Origin of the sequence: Vreelandella vilamensis (genome assembly GCF_031451755.1) — a bacterium.
Lineage (GTDB): Bacteria > Pseudomonadota > Gammaproteobacteria > Pseudomonadales > Halomonadaceae > Vreelandella > Vreelandella vilamensis.
This window is the reverse complement of sequence record NZ_JARWAN010000037.1, coordinates 1-16,978: the sequence shown is the minus strand read 5'-3', so window position 1 is coordinate 16,978 and position 16,978 is coordinate 1. Positions and strand designations below refer to the sequence as shown.

The following is a 16,978-nucleotide window of genomic DNA, read 5'->3' as shown; positions in this document are numbered from 1 at the left end:
GCTCCCGGATAAATTGATGAAGAAGCTCCCTGGCTGCTAGCAGAGGATAACTTCTATGGGCGATTTCATCATCCGGGACCAAACAGCTAGGTAAAGCCAGCCTTCGCCCGTCGCTAAATAAGTGATATCACCGACTCACTTATGATTAGGGGCTGAGGCCGTGAAGTTTTGCTCTAGTAGATTCGGCGCCACTGGCAGCGAATGCCGAGAGTTCGTGGTGGCCTTGAACTTACGGGCTGCTTTAGCGCGCAAGCCTTGACGCTGTAAGCTGGCAGCCACCGGCTTACGGTTGATTGGCATCCCATCATCTTGCAGGTCTAGGGCTAATCTCGGGGCGCCTGAGCGGCCTTTACGCTGGTGATAAACCTCAGCCACACGCTGATCGAGAATGGCTTGTTGGCTGCGTTTTGGGGACGGTACACCTTCACGCTGCCGCCAAACGTAGTAGCCGCTTCGAGCGACCCCAAACATGGCACATACGTTGAACACTGAAAGCCTGACGATGGATAAAGGCGTACTTCACTTCAGGCTTTTCGCAAAGTACACCGCGGCCTTACTTGTGATGGCCAGTTCTTCATTTGCTTCGGCTAATTGGCGCTTCAAGCGGGCGTTTTCTTCTGCTAACGACCGCTCTCGTTCAGATGTGTCTTGCTGAAGCTGGGCTTTAGAGCGCCACTGATAGAGCTGACTGGCGTGTATTCCCAGTTCACGAGCCGCTGCTGCCACGCCAATGCGATCAGCCAGCGCTAGCGCTTCTTGACGGTAGGCATCTGAGTAACGGGTATAGGATTTTTTCTTCATGGATGTCGTCGATCTTGCCATGGTTCAGCTCATCGTAGCGCATTAACATTCTTGAGGTGTCCACTGTTACTGGGCAGGATCATTACCTGGGTCAAGGCTAAAACGCACAGCAGTAGGAGCTGCTGATAGGCCAAATTTAAGTCACAGTGATCCTCTCAGCGCTTCCTGGCATATTCCAGGCAGTACCAATTTGGTCAAAGTAAGTAATTTGAATGGTGACAGTTACATCTGATTATTGGCTATACGCAAGGACCGTTAATATATCCAGCGCTTTTCATGTCTCGTGTCAACTCTTCTTATCCGCCTTCTGATGGCTATCCTGCTTCGACCAATCCTCGACGAAAAAACGGTAATCCTGCGTTGCACACTCGGCGTAGCTCAGGGCCAGCGTCGTGACCATATCGACAAAATGGTCAAGTCGCCCCTCCAGTTGCGAACAGACGCTGCGCGCAAAACAAGCCGGATCATCAGGATTCAATGCACGTGCTCCCCGTAGATGCTCACGAGCAAGAATACGGCCCCACTGCCCCACCAGTTTTCGATAGGGTTTTGCGGTATCGAGCTTGTCGGTGGGAAAATCTTTCTTGTAGGGCGAGCGCTCACGTACGGAAAATACCCGGTCGTCCAGGTGCAGCCAACCCAGATAGATATCTGGGTGCTCTGCAATGGCGCAGAAGGCCGCTGCGTGGCGTATACCCTCGTGAGGAAACGCGCTGCGCCAGGCTTGCTTTTCGTTGCGCGTCATCAGCGCCCATCCTTCGGGTGGGGTCTGCTGCTTGATGTCGAGAATCACGTCATCGTGTTCATGATTACGTCCGCCTTCAATCAGCACGTAGTAGCGCTCCAGCCCCAGCGAGCCTGTGCCAGCATTCAGGCGCCGCGCCATATCCTTGACGCGAAAGTGGCTATCCTCCGCCTCAGCGCGTCTGCTCTGAAGCGTCTGAGGGTACTCTTCCTCAACCGCCTTACGCAGTTGACTGCCGATATGGGCAGATAATCCGGCGAGCTTATCTGGCCGTTCAGCGAACCGGCGCCCTTCAGCGGTCTGCTGCGTCCACTTCTGCAGGCTCTTTGCCCGACTGTGTTTGTCGCCAACGTGCTGCATAAAAGGCTTCAGAGGACCTTTTGCCGTATCGAGCGTGACTGCCCCTGGCGTCTCGCCACGTTGATGGCCTACCAACTCGTCATGATAGCTCTCCACTAGAGCCACGAGTCCCTTGCGTATGCCTTTGCGGGACAGGCCGACGTTTTCACGAGCATCGAGTACCAGGCTAATGGTCAGGCGCCAAAGGTCATACTGGTAGTCACCGATCAACGCGTCGTCAAAATCATCCATGCCGTAACGCACGCTATCGTCATGGTGGCCATACGCGCCGAAGTTATAGGCATGAGCATCCCCCTGCAGCCACGTCTGGGTCTCGGGCAGCCCACCGAACAGGGCGAAGCGCCAATCGTGCCAAACATCGTTCCAGTAAAGATGATTGGTGCCTCGGAAAAAGCGATACGGTGAGACAGCAAGCTTGTCATACTTGATCGCTCTATCAGCATCCGAGAGGTTGGCATTGGCAGCAGCAATAGCATCAAAAACTTGCTGAGGGCGGTTATGGCGGGTCAAGGGCTGTGACATACAACTACCTCCTGGAAATGATGGCTCAAGTATACGCCCTGAGGACAACTGGAAAGATAACAGACCAATGAATCATGATCGCTCGACGCCGTAAGGATGAGTCGGCAATACGTCAGTCTGCGATATGACACAGGAACCGAGAGCGTATCATGCTATACCGTTCGCTCAGGACCGCCTTGGCATTGCCAATTTCAGATCATGGTAATGTAGGTCACCTATGCAAAGGCAAAACGCAGACAATTGATCACGCGCATCATGACGCTAACCTTTATGGGCATGAGTAACATGGCGAGATGCTTGAGGGGTTAACGCTGTTTCAGCAGCGGCTACCAACCTTGCGTATTCCGTCCTATCGTGACCGCCCATTCCGTTTGAACGTGACCCGGATCGCATCCGTCATTCGCTTGCCAGCCAGATCCATACTGTCGTGCTGTGGCGGGCCATTGGCTGGATCGATCTCAGCGATACTGACACGCTTCGGCGTGACCCACTGTTGCTGGATCAGTTCCTCACCTGCCGGCGTGCCATAGCGATCCTGGATCCTGGAGATATTGGTCATGCACACCCTGACCAGCACCGTATTGAATCCGAAGCGTAGGCATAGGGAAAAGACTGAGCTGGCCCGGGCACGGAACATTGTCTCGTCCAGAAGCGCCGTGGTAGTGACATGACTCTCGGGGAGCCTTGCCACGAGCTCCTCCTCGACATGCAATGCCAAACAGGCCAACAGCTCCTTTTCATTCTCTTCCAGCCTGCGGGGCTGGGTCTTGATGATACAGAGGCTGCCGACCTTTTCCCCGTTGCCAGGCAGAGGCGCTGGCCCGCGCAGAAGCGGATATAGAGAGGCCCCTTGACCAGCGGATTGTCGCTGAATCGTTCGTCGCGGCGGCAAACGGCTGACCGCTTTCCAATGCGGTGAACTTGGCTGAATACGTCTCACGTGCAAAGACATCACCACGATCGAGGAACACCACGGCGTCGCTGTCGTAGGCGATTTCGCTTTCCCGCCATAAAAAGCTGTAATGCTCACAGTACGACAATCGCCCTAAACGGTCCCTCGCCGTCGAAGACCAGGGCTCGCCACTGGCAGACTCTACGGCGTGCTCAAGCTGAGGCAGGATCCATCAACTCCTGAACAGCCAGAAAATCGTCGTGTCGTGTCACGTGAGCGACTTGATCCATCGCTTTATCATTATTCAATCAAGGTGCTTAACGTTCCACGACCCAATAATGGCATCGGCGGATAGCGCTGTGGGAAGTAATAATGCCGTGACCGCTGAGGCCCATATCCGTCTCATATGTTACCTATTGAGTGAATGATCAAATGAGTAATAAGCCGCATAACCATGCTAGCGACAAAAGTTTGCGCCACTTCGTAAACGGACCTTCGCTTTCTTTACAGATGATTGCCTATTGGGAGCCATACAAGAATAGGGTGTCGCGCCAGAGACTTATTTATTGTTTTTTTTGCCATTGACGGGGCAATGCGATTGCATTATTTTTATCGCATTACTTTTGCATTGCCATTGAGCGGAGGTCAATCATGAACACGGTCATTGAGGACGACTCCACCCTGACGGATCGCTATCAGACGACCGTTCCGGCATCGGTTCGTCGTGTGCTGAAGCTGAAACGCCGCGATCGGATTCACTACATGATTCGCCCCAATGGGGAAGTGGTGCTCACTCGCGCTCGCGATGAGACAAACCAAGACCCCGTGATGGCAAGCTTCCTGGCCTTTCTGGAGCGCGATCTTCAGGAGCACCCGGAAAACATTCGACCTGTCACTGCCAGCACCTTTGCCGAGGCTGAACACCTGACCGCAGGCATTGAGGTAGATCTCGATGAGGAACTGCCAGAGGACGACGACGACACATGAAGCCTCTAGAGATAAACGGATGGACGATCTACGCACATCCGCTATTCCTGGAGCAGGTCGATGCGCTCACCCGTAAGGTAAAGCAACTTCAGGAAAAGGATCCGCTCGGATATCGCAGCAAACCGGCCACCAAGCGTCTGGCGGCGATTGTGAAGCTGGCTAAGAACGACATTCCACAGGATCCGGCAGGCCCTCAGTATCGCCAAGGAAACACCCTCGGGTCTGAGCACACCCATTGGTGCCGAGCAAAGTTCTACCAGCAGTACCGGCTGTTCTTTCGCTACGACCTTGCAAGCAAGATCCTCATTTACGCTTAGGTCAACGACGAATCCACCAAGCGCTCCTATGACAGCAAGCAGGATGCTTACGCTATTTTTCGCAAGATGCTCAAGAACGGTAACCCACCGCATAGCTGGAATGAATTGTGGAAAACGGCCGGCAGTGATGGCGAACGCATCAAAGCACATCTGGGTGCAGATTGACTTTGAAGAGACGAAGGCCTTTCGGTCTGCTCTTTTTGATGCGATTCCCATGCGCCAATGCAGCCGTTCAGAGTATGACGGGGAGCCACTTACGGAAAAGGAATTGGAACAGCTTCAGGACGCCGGCCATGGCGACGGCGTGTCGGTGCTTCTGATGACTGACGCCGCGCAAAAAGACCTGGTGACAGACTGCGTTGCCAAAGGCAACGAAGCCCAGTTTGCTGACCCTGCCTGGGCTCACGAACTTAAGTCCTGGATTCGGTTTAGCGGTAAAGAGGCGGTGCGTTCAGGAGATGGACTTTACGGGCCTGTCATGGGCAACCCTGATGTGCCTCGTTGGCTCGGATTGTTGGCGATGAAGGGCACTTTTTCTGCCAAAAACCAGAACAAGAAGGATCACCGGCACATCCAAAGCTCTTCCGCCATTGCCGTGATCTACTCAGAGACGGATGACATACCGCACTGGATCGAAGCAGGCCGATGTTACCAGCGCCTTGCCCTTCAGGCTGCTGCTCTGGGTCTGCGGGCGGCATTTATTAACCAACCGGTGGAAGTAGTGAAACTGCGCCCTGAATTTGCGCAGGCAATCGGGATTGGTAATCGTCGCCCCGACCTTATCGTGCGGATTGGCCACGGTCCGGAGATGCCGCGATCTCTCAGACGGTCGGTTGAGGATGTTCTCGGGTAATGGCGATGGCCTTTGTGCTTGGATTGCTTATTCTGTCCGGGTTAGCGCTTTCAGTCTGGCGGCTGCTGGATCACCGGGCTGACCTAAAGGCGATGAGTGAGCTTGTGGTTGGCCAACCTGCTCAACCACCAACCTTCACCGCCGATATGATCGCTCATCTACCTGAACCGGCACGCCGTTATTTTCTGTACACAATTGAACCGGGCACTCCACTCACTTCGGTGGCCACCATCACCATGGTCGAGCGCTTCGGAATGGGCAACAGGGACAAGCCCAACTATCTGGATTTTACCGCAACTCAAGTCTTGGCCATGCCTGCCGGATTCGTTTGGAAAATGCGTGCGCAGCGCGGTTTGATGAGGCTGTCCGGTTCTGACAGTCAACGGTGGACGCGGTTCTGGCTCATGGGCTTGCTGCCAATCGCCCGCCTGGGCGGGGATTTGGACCATACCCGTTCAGCATTTGGCCGCTACGTGGCCGAGGCCGTGTTCTGGACACCAGCCGCGATGCTGCCCTCCCCTGGAATATCCTGAGAGACAAGGAGATGGCTGGCAACGGCGCATCGATCAAGCACTAAAGGCGTATATCCAAGAGCATAGCCACAGCCAGTAAGCCTTAATGGTGGGTACGTTTTTCAAAACGTGCCAACCAGCAGGTCGGAAAAATCCTTTGGGGGATTGCTAGCTTTCGCTGTTGTTTGGTGGGGCATTTGGCGCTGGTTTGGTCTGGGATTCCTGTACAGTCGGTGCGGGCAATCGACGCATTTCCTCGCGCAACTGGCGTACCTCGATTTCTAGCGATTCCAGCCGCGCGGCTTGTCGACGATTTATCTCCAAAAACTCCGCTAATAAGGCAGTACTGTCGGGTGTCTTGTGGTTGGCCAGGCGGCAGGAAACAACGTCGCTTGAGACCGGGATTCACCTGTTACGAAACGCTTCATCAACGCCTCCCATGCTCTGTCATGGATAAAGTATAGCGACAGCTACGTTTTCACACAGCCTCGGCCAAGAGCGGGCTTTTAGTCGACACTGATATAATGCCGAGATTTGCGGCAATTTGGAGCCGCGAAGCGGTGGAAAAATTGCTCGACAACAGCGATTTTTTAGGTTTTGTCTGAAAAGTTGGCTCGCAAGCACCGATTGTTGCAGGCGATGCATCTCATGGCCTCGAAGCTGCTGGCCAGTTTGTCAAAGCGTGTACAAATACGCCGCAGCGCTTTGACCCAACTAAAGTGACGCTCAATGATATTTCGCTGCGGTGGAATGCGACGTTTAAGGCAAACGCGTCGATTTAACGGCGCTTACGTCGAAAACATCCTACAAAACGGCGCTTACGTCGAAAACATCCTACAATCTGTACACTGCAATTAAGTATTCCATCCTACGGAGATGGTTATGGTAACAAAGCAAGACACTGAGTCGGGTAAGATCGGCCTACCTGATAGCCGTGACGACACGGCGACTCCCCGCATTGACTCGCCGGTCGCCGCAACCGGCATTGAAGGTTTCGACTTCATCATGCGCGGCGGCCTTCCCGCTGGCCACCCTACCCTGCTGCGCGGCGGACCCGGCACCGGCAAGACGGTCATCAGCCTGAGTTTTCTCTGTCATGGCCTGGACATCGGCGAACCCGGCGTGCTGGCCACCTTCGATGAATCGCCGCAGGCCCTGATCCAGCACGCCGATGTTCTTGGCCTGAACCTGGGCGCGCATATCGAGGCCGGCCGGGCTCGCATTCTGGACATGCGCCCCGATCGCGAGGAAATGACGAGCGGGGAAACGCTGGAATTAAGCGCCATCCTGGCCCGCATTGAGCATGCCATTGAACAGATCGGCGCCCGAAGACTGGTGATCGACGCCATCGACGGCCTGGAAGGCGCCTTTATCGGCGCCGAGAAAAGCCTGCAGTTCGAATTGCGCCGCGTCTTCGACTGGATCCGCAAGCGGCAAACCACCACGGTGATTAACATTGGTGAACACGGTGACTTCAACCGGCGCTACGGCATCGAGGACTACATTGCCGACTGCGTCATCGCCCTCAAGCAGGAAGTTACCGAACGCGTCATGATCCGCCTGCTGCGGGTGGTCAAGCGCCGCGGTGGCGGCCACGGCACCAATGAGTTCCCCTATCTCATCGACCGGGAAGGCATTTTTGTAATGCCGCTGACCGCCACGCGGGTGCACACCAGTTCCACCAACGAGCGGTTATCCACCGGCATCCGCGGCCTTGACGGCATGCTCGGCGGGGAAGGCATTTACCGGGGCGTGACGGCCATGTATTCCGGCCAGTCCGGCACCGGCAAGACCACATTCGCCGCTTCCTTCGCTTGCGCCGCCTGCCAGCGCGGCGAGGATGTACTCTACCTTTCCTTTGAGGAAGGGGATGAGGAACTCATGCGCAACCAGCGCAGCGTCGGCATCGACCTGAAACCTCATCTCGATACCCCTCAGGGCAGAGGGCGGCTGGTGCTGGAACCCATGCTGGCGGCGGAGACGGGCTGGGAGGAACATTTGTTGCGGATACTACGAGCGGTACGTCAGCACCAGCCCGCCATCGTGATTCTGGACCCGCTCAGCGCCCTGAGCCACAAGCTGGTCGGCGCCAACAGCACGGCCATGGTGCTGCGCCTGCTATCGCTGCTGAGGGTCGAGGGCGTGACGACGGTGGCCACGGAACTGCTTACGGACAGCAGCGGTGGTGAAAGCACGCTCGGTATCTCGTCGGCCATCGACATGTGGATCAAACTGCGTCGCGAGGAACGCGACTACAAGCTGCGCCGGTTGCTGACCGTCGTCAAATCCCGTGGCATGACCACCGCGGATTACGTCAACGAATACACCCTGAGCGACCAGGGCGTGGTCATGCATGGCCGGCCCGGCACGCAGGAAGCGGAACCATCATGACCACCATTGTTCTGCACCTCTACATCGCCGGGGTTACCGTCACGGCTGAACGCGCCATCGACAATTTGCGCAGGTTCGTCTCCAAGCTGGAGGAAAACGGCCATCGCGTGGATGTGGAAGTCATCGACATCCTGGAACGGCCCCAACTGGCCGAAGACGAACGCATTTTGGCCACGCCCGTGGTCATCAAGAAATTGCCGCTACCGTCACGGCGCATTGTCGGCGACCTCTCGGAACAGGACAAGGTGCTCATCGGCCTTGATCTCAAGGAACGCTGATGCACACTGACGAGTCGGCATTTCGGTTTTTGGTCGAACAGTCCAGCGACACGATTCTGCTGCTCGATCCCGCCGGTATTGTCGCCTACGCCAACCCCGCCGCCGAGCAACTTTTCGGACGCCCCGTGGCCAATCTGATTGGAGAGGAATTCGGCGGTATCGCCACGGCCGAGAAACAGTCCGATATCTACATCTCTCATCCCCAGCGTGGAAACGTGGCGACCAATGCTCGCAGCACGACCATACGACTGGATGATATTCCCTATACCGCCGTCTATCTGCGCGATATCAGCGAGCGCGTCCAGGCTGAAGAACGGCTGCGGCAATCTTCCGTCGCCCTGGACGCCATCGATCAGGGCCTGATGATCACTCGGCCGGATACCACCATCGTCGCCGTCAACTCGGCCTTCACCACGATTACCGGCTACACGGAAGAGGAGGCCCTGGGGCAGACGCCGGAACTGCAGCGGACGGGGCGGCCGGAAGATGAAGAGCGCTTTACGGAAATGAGGCGCATCCTGGAGCGCAAGGGGCACTGGACAGGCGTGCTGTGGCGGCGTCGTAAGAACGGCGAGATCTACCAGGAGTGGCTGAGCATCAGCCCCGTCCACCGCGATAGCGGCGATTTGATTAATTATGCCGCCATCTTCTCGGACATGACCGCCATCAACGAGCTGCAGCAGCTTGCTCATCACGACTATCTCACCGGTCTCTTCAATCGTGCCGCCCTGCAGCAGCATCTGGATGAGGAAATGAGCCGCACAGCGCGCTACGGCGATGTATTTTCCCTCATCATGTTCGATCTCGATCACTTCAAGGCGATCAACGATCGTTACGGACATGACACGGGGGACCGGGTTCTGCAGCAGGTGGCCGAACTGGCCCTGGAGGAAGTGCGCGACATCGACATCACGGCGCGCTGGGGCGGCGAGGAGTTCATGATCCTGCTGCCGGGGACGAAGGGTGACCGGGCGCAGGTACTGGCCGAACGTATTCGAAAGCGAATAGCGCGTACCGTGTTTGCGGAGGCGGGATGCATCACCATCAGTCTGGGCATCGCCGAAATATCGGCGGGCGAATCCCTGCAGGATGTGATCCTGCGCGTGGACCATGCCCTCTACAAGGCCAAGGAAACCCGCAACCGCTCTGAAATGGCCCAGAAACCCGGGCCCGGAGAAGTTTCCAGATGAAACCATGCGCCGCAACCTTCCGGCATCTGGTGGAAGATGCCAGCGATACCGTGCTCGTGCTCGACGCCGACGGCCTCATCGTCTATACCAACCCGGCGGGCGAAACGCTGTTCGGCCGGCCGGCGGCCAAATTGCTGGGACAGCCCTTCGGACACGTTATCACGGCCGACAATCCCGCCGAGATCCAGATCACCCATCCGCAACGGGGCACGGTTACCGCCGATGTTCGCAGTTCCCGAATCACACTGTCGAAACAACCCTACGCAATTATTTATCTGCGCGACGTCACCGAACGCAAGCGTAATGAACTGGCTCTGCTGGAAACGTCGCAACAATTGCGAGAACGGATCAAGGAACAGGCCTGCATTCGTCATGTTGCCGACATACTGCTTAATGACGAAGATCCGCTGGAGAAAATGCTGCAGGCCGTGGCCGATGTTCTTCCTCCCGGCTGGCAGTATCCGGAAACCGCGGCGGCAAGAATCACCTTTGATGACCGCGCGTATACCAGCAAAGGTTTTCGCCCATCCGCCTGGCAACAGCGGGAAGCTATCATCGTGAGTGACCGTAACGCGGGCACGGTCGAAATCTGCTATCTCGATGAACGTCCCGAATCGGATGAAGGCCCGTTTCTCAAGGAAGAACGGGCGCTCCTGAAGCAGATCGCCCTTAAGGTCGGCGAGGCGATTGAACGGAGACGGGCAAAAGCGGCATTGCTCAGGTTCAACCGTGCGTTGCGGTTGCAAAGTGCCGGGAATTCGGAGCTCATCCATGCAAAAGAGGAATCCGCCCTGCTCGATGCCATCTGCCGGCTATGCGTGGGCCTGGGCGGCTACAGCCTAGCCTGGGTCGGGTTCAAACAGGAAGACGAGGTAAAGCGCGTGCAGCCGGTGGCGCAGGCCGGGTTTGAAGCCGGCTATCTGGAAAGTGTCCGCATCAGCTGGTCGGAAGAAGAAGGGCGCGGCCTCGGTCCCGTCGGCCGGGCGATCCGTGCCGGTGAGCCTCAGATCAGCCAGAACATTTCCACTGATCCGAGTATGACACCGTGGCGCGACGAGGCGTGCCGGCGCGCCTACCAGTCTGCCATCGCGCTGCCGCTTAAGGACTCGGCAGGCATTACCTTCGGGGCGCTGATGATTTATGCCAACGAGCTGGACGCCTTCGATAACGAAGAACTTCGTTTATTGACGGAACTGGCCGGCGATCTTGCCTTCGGCATTGTCACCCTGCGCGCCCAGGCACAACACAGACTCGCCGAGGAACGCATCGAGTATCTCGCCTATTTCGATGAACTGACCGATCTGCCCAACAGTAACCGGCTGATGGAAACACTGAAGCGAACCCTCGACGCATTGCCTGCCGGGCAACAGTGCGCCCTCCTGATCCTGAACGTAACCCGCTTCGGCGAAATCCAGGCCGTCATTGGGGTGCGGCAGGCGAATGAACTGCTGAGGCAGGTCGCGAGTCGCCTCCGTGACGCCTTGCGTGAAGGCGAGATGCCGGCGCGGATCGGCGGCGACGAATTCGCGGTTTTACTGAGCGAAGGTGGCCTCGAAAATGCGCGGGATTGTGTACGGCGTATCGAGCGGTTATTGGGCGACCCCTTCCGGCAGGCGGGTATCCCCATCAGCATTCAGATGCGCGCCGGTGTGGCGCAGGCGCCCGATCACGGACTGAACCCCGAGGCCCTGATGCTGCGCAGCGCTATGGCGATGCGGCACGCAAAACGGAACGGAACAGTGTTTGAACTGTATAGCGGGCCGGCGGAATCGGAAAGTCCGCGTTACCTGACGCTTATCTCGGAACTGCACACGGCCATCGTGGAAAACCAGTTCGTGCTGCATTACCAACCCCGGGTGGATATCGGTACGGGCAGGATCTCCGGTGTCGAAGCCCTGGTCCGCTGGCGGTATCCCGAACAGGGCTTGATGCCTCCGGCCGAATTCATCGCCATCGCGGAACAAACCGGGCTCATCGACCCACTGACCCACCTGGTTCTGGAGGCCGCTGTGCAGCAGTGCCGCGCGTGGAGTGATCAGGGCTTCGACATGCCGGTGGCGGTCAATATTTCCGTGAACAGTTTCCACGATCCCGATTTCCTGACCCGGATCGACACATTACTGGCTACCTGGAAGCTTAACCCGGCGTTATTACAGCTGGAGATCACCGAAACCACCCTGATGAAGGAGCCCGCCGTGGTCCGGAATCTGATCAACCGGCTCAAAGAACGGGGCATCGTGGTCGCCATCGATGACTTCGGCACCGGCTATTCGTCCCTGAGTTACGTGGCGAGCCTGCCCATCCATACACTGAAGATCGACCGTTCCTTCGTCATCCGGATGCTGGAATCCCCACGCACGCGCAGCGTGGTGGCGGCGACCATCTTCCTGGCGCACTCCCTCGGCATCAAAACCGTGGCCGAAGGCGTCGACGTCGGTGAACAGGTCGAAGCGCTGCATGAGATGGGCTGCACGGAAATCCAGGGCTACTATTTCTCCCGGCCGGTTGAAGCGGAGCAACTGCGCCGCTGGGCGGAAACCTTCTCGCTGGAGCATTATGCGTTAACGCTTCCCGCCGAGAGAGCCAACGCATAGCGGATCAGTCAGAAAGCAGGCGTTCAATTGCTCTCAGTCGTCGACACTTATCACAACGAAAGCCTCTCCGGCTCGTCGTGCTACCTTGAGCGGCTCATGCCTGCTAACCACTTGCTCTACAACGCTCTTCAGCGTTGTCTCTGAATTTGTTTACACTGATCGTGTCCATAACGTCACGAGTCGCAAAGGCGATTGCTGGGACACTCAGTCTACTATTCTTGTGAACATCGCACTGGCCTGACCCGTGCTGGGATTGGCGTAATTGCCTTTGCGTTGACCTGTCGTCCAGTGTTGATGTTCCCCGAAACTTCCCGGGCTCAGCGTTTGTGACCTAATAGGAGCTTTGTTCTGCACCGTGAGTGTCCTGTCCTGCGATTGAGATTGGGAATATGCCGTAGCTGAAGAGGTGTCCCATGAGAGTTAAATCGCAGCAAGCAGTTATTCTCGGTGTAGACACACATTTAGACGTCCATGTCGGTGTGGTTATTAACGAGCTAGGTCAATTACTTGGCACTCGCTCTGTGTCTGCTAATGCAGCAGGTTATGCTGAACTATTAAGCTGGTCGTCGTTATTTGGCACCCTGACTCGTGCAGGTGTTGAAGGAACAGGAACTTACGGCGCGGGTCTTTGCCGTTTTTTGATTGACCATGAAATCACTGTCTTTGAAGTTAATCGTCCTGATAGATCGAAGCGGCGGCAAAAAGGTAAGTCTGACCCAAGCGGTGCAGAAAATGCCGCCAGGTCAGTGTTGTCAGGTATCGCGATGGCTCGACACATTTAATAAAACGAGCGGCTGACCGAATTGAGTTTACTATCGTCGCTAGCATATAAACCCAAGCCCTTAGGTTTATGCTACCCCAACGACCATCGACCGGCGCATGTGCATGTCATCGGCAAGGGCGGTGAGGCCTTATTCATCCTACACAGTCCAAGTGGTCCGCCCGAGTTGCGCGAGAGCTACCGCTTCAATTCGCCAGACCTCAACCTTATCGCATCGGCACTATCAAGAGAGCTGTTGGCGTTATGTGATAAATGGAGGGAAATTCATGGCCATTACTGATGATGTCATCCAACAGGCAGAGGCCCGCATGGCAGCTGAACGCGACCATGTTCATGCTATTGATGCGCGCTATGATCGCCGCACCAATCGAGTGATCGTTAGCCTTCATTCGGGACTCGAACTTGCGATTCCTCCGCACCTTATCGAGGGTCTTGCTGAAGCCACACCAAGTGCATTAACCGAGATGGAGGTATCCCCCTCTGGACTTGGCCTGCATTGGCCTGCATTGGCCTCAACTTGACGCCGACCTTTACGTACCCGCCTTATTGGAAGGGCAATTTGGTTCCAAGCAGTGGAGTCGGGTAGACCGGGCGATCGCTCAACCCGGCCCCCCTCAGATCCGGATGTGCGCGATTGACGCATCCGGCTCCTCAATCATCAGCTTCGCTGAAGGATTAACATGAATGTACAATTTTCGGCATCGGAAGAGGAAGACGCTGCAGTATCTGTCGTGCTTGATCCCAAGCAATATGCGCTTTCTGGGATCGTCAACTCAACCACTTGATCCAGAGACGCTCCACGCGGTAACGAAACCCTTGCAGACATTTCATGTTGCCGCGGATTCCATAGTAAGCGACGTGCCCCTGGATCTTGCGTCTTAACATCCGATACTGCTCAAAGATCGACAAATGCCGATACCGGCGACACCACCACGCAATGCGTTTCAGGCCTCGCTGGAAGCGCCCCTTCGCCGTCTTCCGCTTGATGATCAAGCGGTTTCGACGGGATTTTCCCCAATAATGGGTAAATCCCAGAAAGTCGAAGGTCTCGGCTCGTTGCTCGCGTTGCGGTCGGAACCGCACCAGCCGCGTCTTTTTGGAGTGTAGGGTAAGACCAAAACGCGCGAAGCGCTTGGGCAGCACCTCCAACACCTTGCGGGCATCGGCTTCATTGCTGAATGCCAAGATGGCGTCATCAGCAAACCGCACCTCAAACGCGCGCCCACGAAGCCGAGGTTTGACCTCTGCTTCAAACCACGCGTCCAGCACGTAGTGGAGATAGAAATTTGATAACAACGGGGAGATCACACCCCATTGTGGACTGCCTATCTCGCCTTTTTGCCATTGCCCTGCTTCCATGACACCGGCGTTGAGCCACTTGCCGATCAGGCGGAGAATCACACCGTCCTTCACTCGTTGTTGCAGAAATTCGCGCAGGCGTTGATGGTCGATCGTGTCGAAGAAGGCCTGGATGTCCAAGTCAATGACCCAGCCACCGCCCATCGACGACAAACCCTCCCATACCGACTTGATCGCATGATGCGGTGACCGTCCCGGTCGGAAACCGAACGAGCACGGTAGAAAATCATGCTCGTAGAGTGGCTCTAACAGTGAGACCACCGCACGCTGCAAGACCTTGTCTTCGAAGGTAGGGATGCCGATCGGCCGTGTAGTGCGCCCATCTCCTTTCGGGATATGAACGCGCCGTACCGGCGGTGCTCGATAGTGACCGCTCTTGGCCTCTTCCTGCAGACGCTGGATATTGGCGTTGACGTCACTGGCGAAGTCATCCGCTGTTTGGCCGTCAATCCCAACGGCGCCATCGCGGCGTGTCATCAGGTAGGCCGACATCAACCACTGGGCATCCATGTGATGCGCCAGTGAAGTAAACGCACGCTGCGGGAAGCGTTCTGCTAACGCCGCTATCCGCCATTGTTTCGTGAACATGGGAACAGATTCCTGTGCATCTGCCATGTGTCCCTCCGGCGATTCTAATGATTGGCCGCCCCTTCCCTCCCACGGGTCCCGTCGAGTCGGTTCCCCGCTTTCATCGGTACTATGGACGACTCCGACTCCCGTCTTTCCCTCCGGCTGGCTCGTTGTGCTCGCCTGGCCGTACCTCCTGAGTGCCTGATGTTCGCTTCCGACACCGTCAGGCACGACAGCGTCGGACCGGGCGCTTTCGCCGCAGGCAGCCCCCAAGCCTGTACCTTTATTATTCAGAGGAGAAAGACGGGCCTCCCAGGTTCCTGGGAAACCCCTGTGCGAACATGCCCTGCTCTCTGACACCGGTGGCCCCTCGCCGCCAAGCCTTTCAGGCGGGTCGGTATTGCCTTCCACAGCAGGAAAAGTGTCGGCAACCACAGTTCAATAATTTCGGTGCTCTATCACACGGCCTATTCACTCGCGGTCTACGCTTCGCAGTGACAGTTACCTGGCACCACGCAAGACTTGCTTCCGGCTGGTGGCTAGCCTTGGCCGGATGGGACTTTCACCCACTGGGTTTCATTTCGCTCTTTCCGCCGCGCATCTCACGCAGCTTTCCAAGCGACCAGGCTTTGCCTGGCGCACTCCCGCCTCATTCATCGCGGCGGTGGTAGTGCCATCATTTAGCGCTTTACGTCTGCATGGTGGATGCGTTGAGGCTATCTAACGTTTTATCGACGCGATAATTATGCGAGATAGGCTTTTAGTGTCTCGTTTTTATCGCGTTTTTGCCTAGATCGCCGTCATTTGCCCACGGTGTGCTCTCGGCCCTTGGCCGATGATGATGCTTGCGCCGTTGAAGCTGCCAATGTCAGTCAGGAAGCGGCTGCAGTCGGCGGATACCCGGGAGTAAACGAGGCCACCACTTGTCGGCTGCAACACTCAAGCGCATGCGGATTTGGCGGGCTTTTACCGTGAACGTGGCCGCCACTTTTTGCGGGCCATGACGTCCTGGGTGGTCAGGTGGCCGCGATCTGTCGAGGACAGGTGTAAATTGAGCGCTGATTTGAGTTCGCCCATGTGGCCTTCGGCCTTGCCCCGTTTGCGATAGAGCGCCAGGACCTTCTCGGCTGGGGTGTGATAGCGACTGAGGTTAGTGACCAGGAAAAACGCATGCGGCAGCAGGTCGTCAGGCTTTTCCTGCACAACGAGCACCACACGCCGCGGTGATTCCCAACTGCCGGCCCGATATTCCAGGTCATGGCACCACTCCCGTGGTGTTTCCGGGGAGCGCCCGGGCGGCCGTTTGAAATAGGGGGCTGCCAGTGTCTGTAGGGCGTTGTTGCTCTTTAACCGCCCCAGATAAGCGATATCCCTTGAATCGAGTGCTCTCAGTGTTTCCTCATCGGTAAAGCCAGCATCCAGGCGCACGCGGAACTGATCCACCTCGCGATTCGTGCCTTCCATCAGACGCTGAACAAGGTGGGGGATCCAGGTATCCGCGTTTTCCGCCGGGCCGGCATTGCCTTCGCGCAGCAGGCCACCGACCATGTCGCCAGTCTCGGCGATCGACGCCACCAAAGGAGAATAAATCCGTGAGCCCGCGTAGCCATTGTAGGCACTGCCGCCCTGATGGCCGAAGACCTCGATGGGCAACCCGTCGATATCAATCGTTGTTGACGTATCGGTCGTGTGCGGCGTGACATCGGGCAAGCTGTTCAAGCGCCAGATGGCCAATCGCAATAGGCCTTCGTGCACCGTGTCGAGGTTATCTGGATCACTCAGGCAGGAGATCAAGCGAGAGAGCGTGGCTTGTGACGGACGTGCGT

14 protein-coding genes and 3 pseudogenes are annotated in these 16,978 nt (G+C 56.7%); 11 read left to right on the top strand and 6 right to left on the bottom strand.

Features of this window, described 5'->3' with window-relative positions:
• Window positions 1-138: 138 nt before the first annotated feature.
• From QC823_RS15365 to QC823_RS15355, 3 genes and pseudogenes are all read right to left on the bottom strand, one after another.
• Window positions 139-822: pseudogene (locus tag QC823_RS15365) on the bottom strand (transposase); the annotation flags it as partial.
• A gap of 265 nt (window positions 823-1,087) precedes the next feature.
• On the bottom strand, window positions 1,088-2,428 hold the full coding sequence (locus QC823_RS15360; RefSeq protein ID WP_309657218.1) for a DUF2252 domain-containing protein: 1,341 nt from the start codon (window positions 2,426-2,428) through the stop codon (window positions 1,088-1,090).
• Window positions 2,429-2,777: 349 nt separating this feature from the next.
• The gene (locus QC823_RS15355) at window positions 2,778-3,458 is read right to left on the bottom strand and encodes a hypothetical protein (RefSeq protein WP_309657217.1); all 681 of its coding nucleotides are present in this window, start codon (window positions 3,456-3,458) and stop codon (window positions 2,778-2,780) included.
• 513 nt (window positions 3,459-3,971) lie between these two features.
• Between QC823_RS15355 and QC823_RS15350 the strand changes: the two genes are divergently transcribed.
• From QC823_RS15350 to QC823_RS15335, 4 genes and pseudogenes are all read left to right on the top strand, one after another.
• Window positions 3,972-4,307: a type II toxin-antitoxin system PrlF family antitoxin gene (locus tag QC823_RS15350; protein WP_309657216.1), complete on the top strand. Its 336-nt coding sequence runs from the start codon at window positions 3,972-3,974 to the stop codon at window positions 4,305-4,307.
• Window positions 4,304-4,789, top strand: a pseudogene (locus QC823_RS15345) (type II toxin-antitoxin system YhaV family toxin). Before QC823_RS15350 ends, QC823_RS15345 begins: the two are co-directional and overlap by 4 nt.
• Window positions 4,752-5,477 (top strand): nitroreductase family protein, encoded by a 726-nt coding sequence (locus QC823_RS15340; RefSeq protein ID WP_309657215.1) that lies wholly within the window; start codon window positions 4,752-4,754, stop codon window positions 5,475-5,477. Before QC823_RS15345 ends, QC823_RS15340 begins: the two are co-directional and overlap by 38 nt.
• Entirely contained in the window at window positions 5,477-6,010 is a 534-nt protein-coding gene (locus tag QC823_RS15335; protein WP_309657214.1) for a DUF6544 family protein, read from the top strand. The genes QC823_RS15340 and QC823_RS15335 overlap by 1 nt, the downstream gene beginning before the upstream one ends.
• A gap of 569 nt (window positions 6,011-6,579) precedes the next feature.
• Here QC823_RS15335 and QC823_RS15330 read toward each other — a convergent pair.
• On the bottom strand, window positions 6,580-6,741 hold the full coding sequence (locus tag QC823_RS15330) for a transposase (protein ID WP_309657219.1): 162 nt from the start codon (window positions 6,739-6,741) through the stop codon (window positions 6,580-6,582).
• Between the two features lie 130 nt (window positions 6,742-6,871).
• On the opposite strand from QC823_RS15330, the gene kaiC reads away from it, so the two are divergent.
• From kaiC to QC823_RS15300, 7 genes are all read left to right on the top strand, one after another.
• Window positions 6,872-8,380, top strand: coding sequence for a circadian clock protein KaiC (kaiC, locus tag QC823_RS15325; RefSeq protein WP_309657213.1), 1,509 nt, complete (start codon window positions 6,872-6,874; stop codon window positions 8,378-8,380).
• The gene (locus QC823_RS15320) at window positions 8,377-8,658 is read left to right on the top strand and encodes a circadian clock KaiB family protein (RefSeq protein ID WP_309657212.1); all 282 of its coding nucleotides are present in this window, start codon (window positions 8,377-8,379) and stop codon (window positions 8,656-8,658) included. Before kaiC ends, QC823_RS15320 begins: the two co-directional genes overlap by 4 nt.
• Window positions 8,658-9,848, top strand: a complete 1,191-nt coding sequence (locus QC823_RS15315; RefSeq protein ID WP_309657211.1) for a sensor domain-containing diguanylate cyclase — start codon at window positions 8,658-8,660, stop codon at window positions 9,846-9,848. The genes QC823_RS15320 and QC823_RS15315 overlap by 1 nt, the downstream gene beginning before the upstream one ends.
• Window positions 9,845-12,442 (top strand): sensor domain-containing protein, encoded by a 2,598-nt coding sequence (locus QC823_RS15310; protein WP_309657210.1) that lies wholly within the window; start codon window positions 9,845-9,847, stop codon window positions 12,440-12,442. The genes QC823_RS15315 and QC823_RS15310 overlap by 4 nt, the downstream gene beginning before the upstream one ends.
• 413 nt (window positions 12,443-12,855) lie before the next feature.
• Window positions 12,856-13,224 carry an IS110 family transposase gene (locus QC823_RS15305; RefSeq protein ID WP_309657209.1) on the top strand — a complete coding sequence of 123 codons (369 nt, stop codon included), beginning with the start codon at window positions 12,856-12,858 and terminating at the stop codon, window positions 13,222-13,224.
• Between the two features lie 21 nt (window positions 13,225-13,245).
• Window positions 13,246-13,503, top strand: a complete 258-nt coding sequence (locus tag QC823_RS16265) for a DUF4160 domain-containing protein (protein WP_422823676.1) — start codon at window positions 13,246-13,248, stop codon at window positions 13,501-13,503.
• Entirely contained in the window at window positions 13,490-13,744 is a 255-nt protein-coding gene (locus tag QC823_RS15300) for a DUF2442 domain-containing protein (RefSeq protein ID WP_309657208.1), read from the top strand. Before QC823_RS16265 ends, QC823_RS15300 begins: the two co-directional genes overlap by 14 nt.
• Before the next feature lie 247 nt (window positions 13,745-13,991).
• Here QC823_RS15300 and ltrA read toward each other — a convergent pair whose 3' ends face one another.
• Both ltrA and QC823_RS15290 read right to left on the bottom strand, forming a co-directional pair.
• Window positions 13,992-15,170 (bottom strand): group II intron reverse transcriptase/maturase, encoded by a 1,179-nt coding sequence (ltrA, locus tag QC823_RS15295; RefSeq protein WP_309657207.1) that lies wholly within the window; start codon window positions 15,168-15,170, stop codon window positions 13,992-13,994.
• Between the two features lie 850 nt (window positions 15,171-16,020).
• Window positions 16,021-16,978, bottom strand: a pseudogene (locus tag QC823_RS15290) (IS1380 family transposase); the annotation flags it as partial.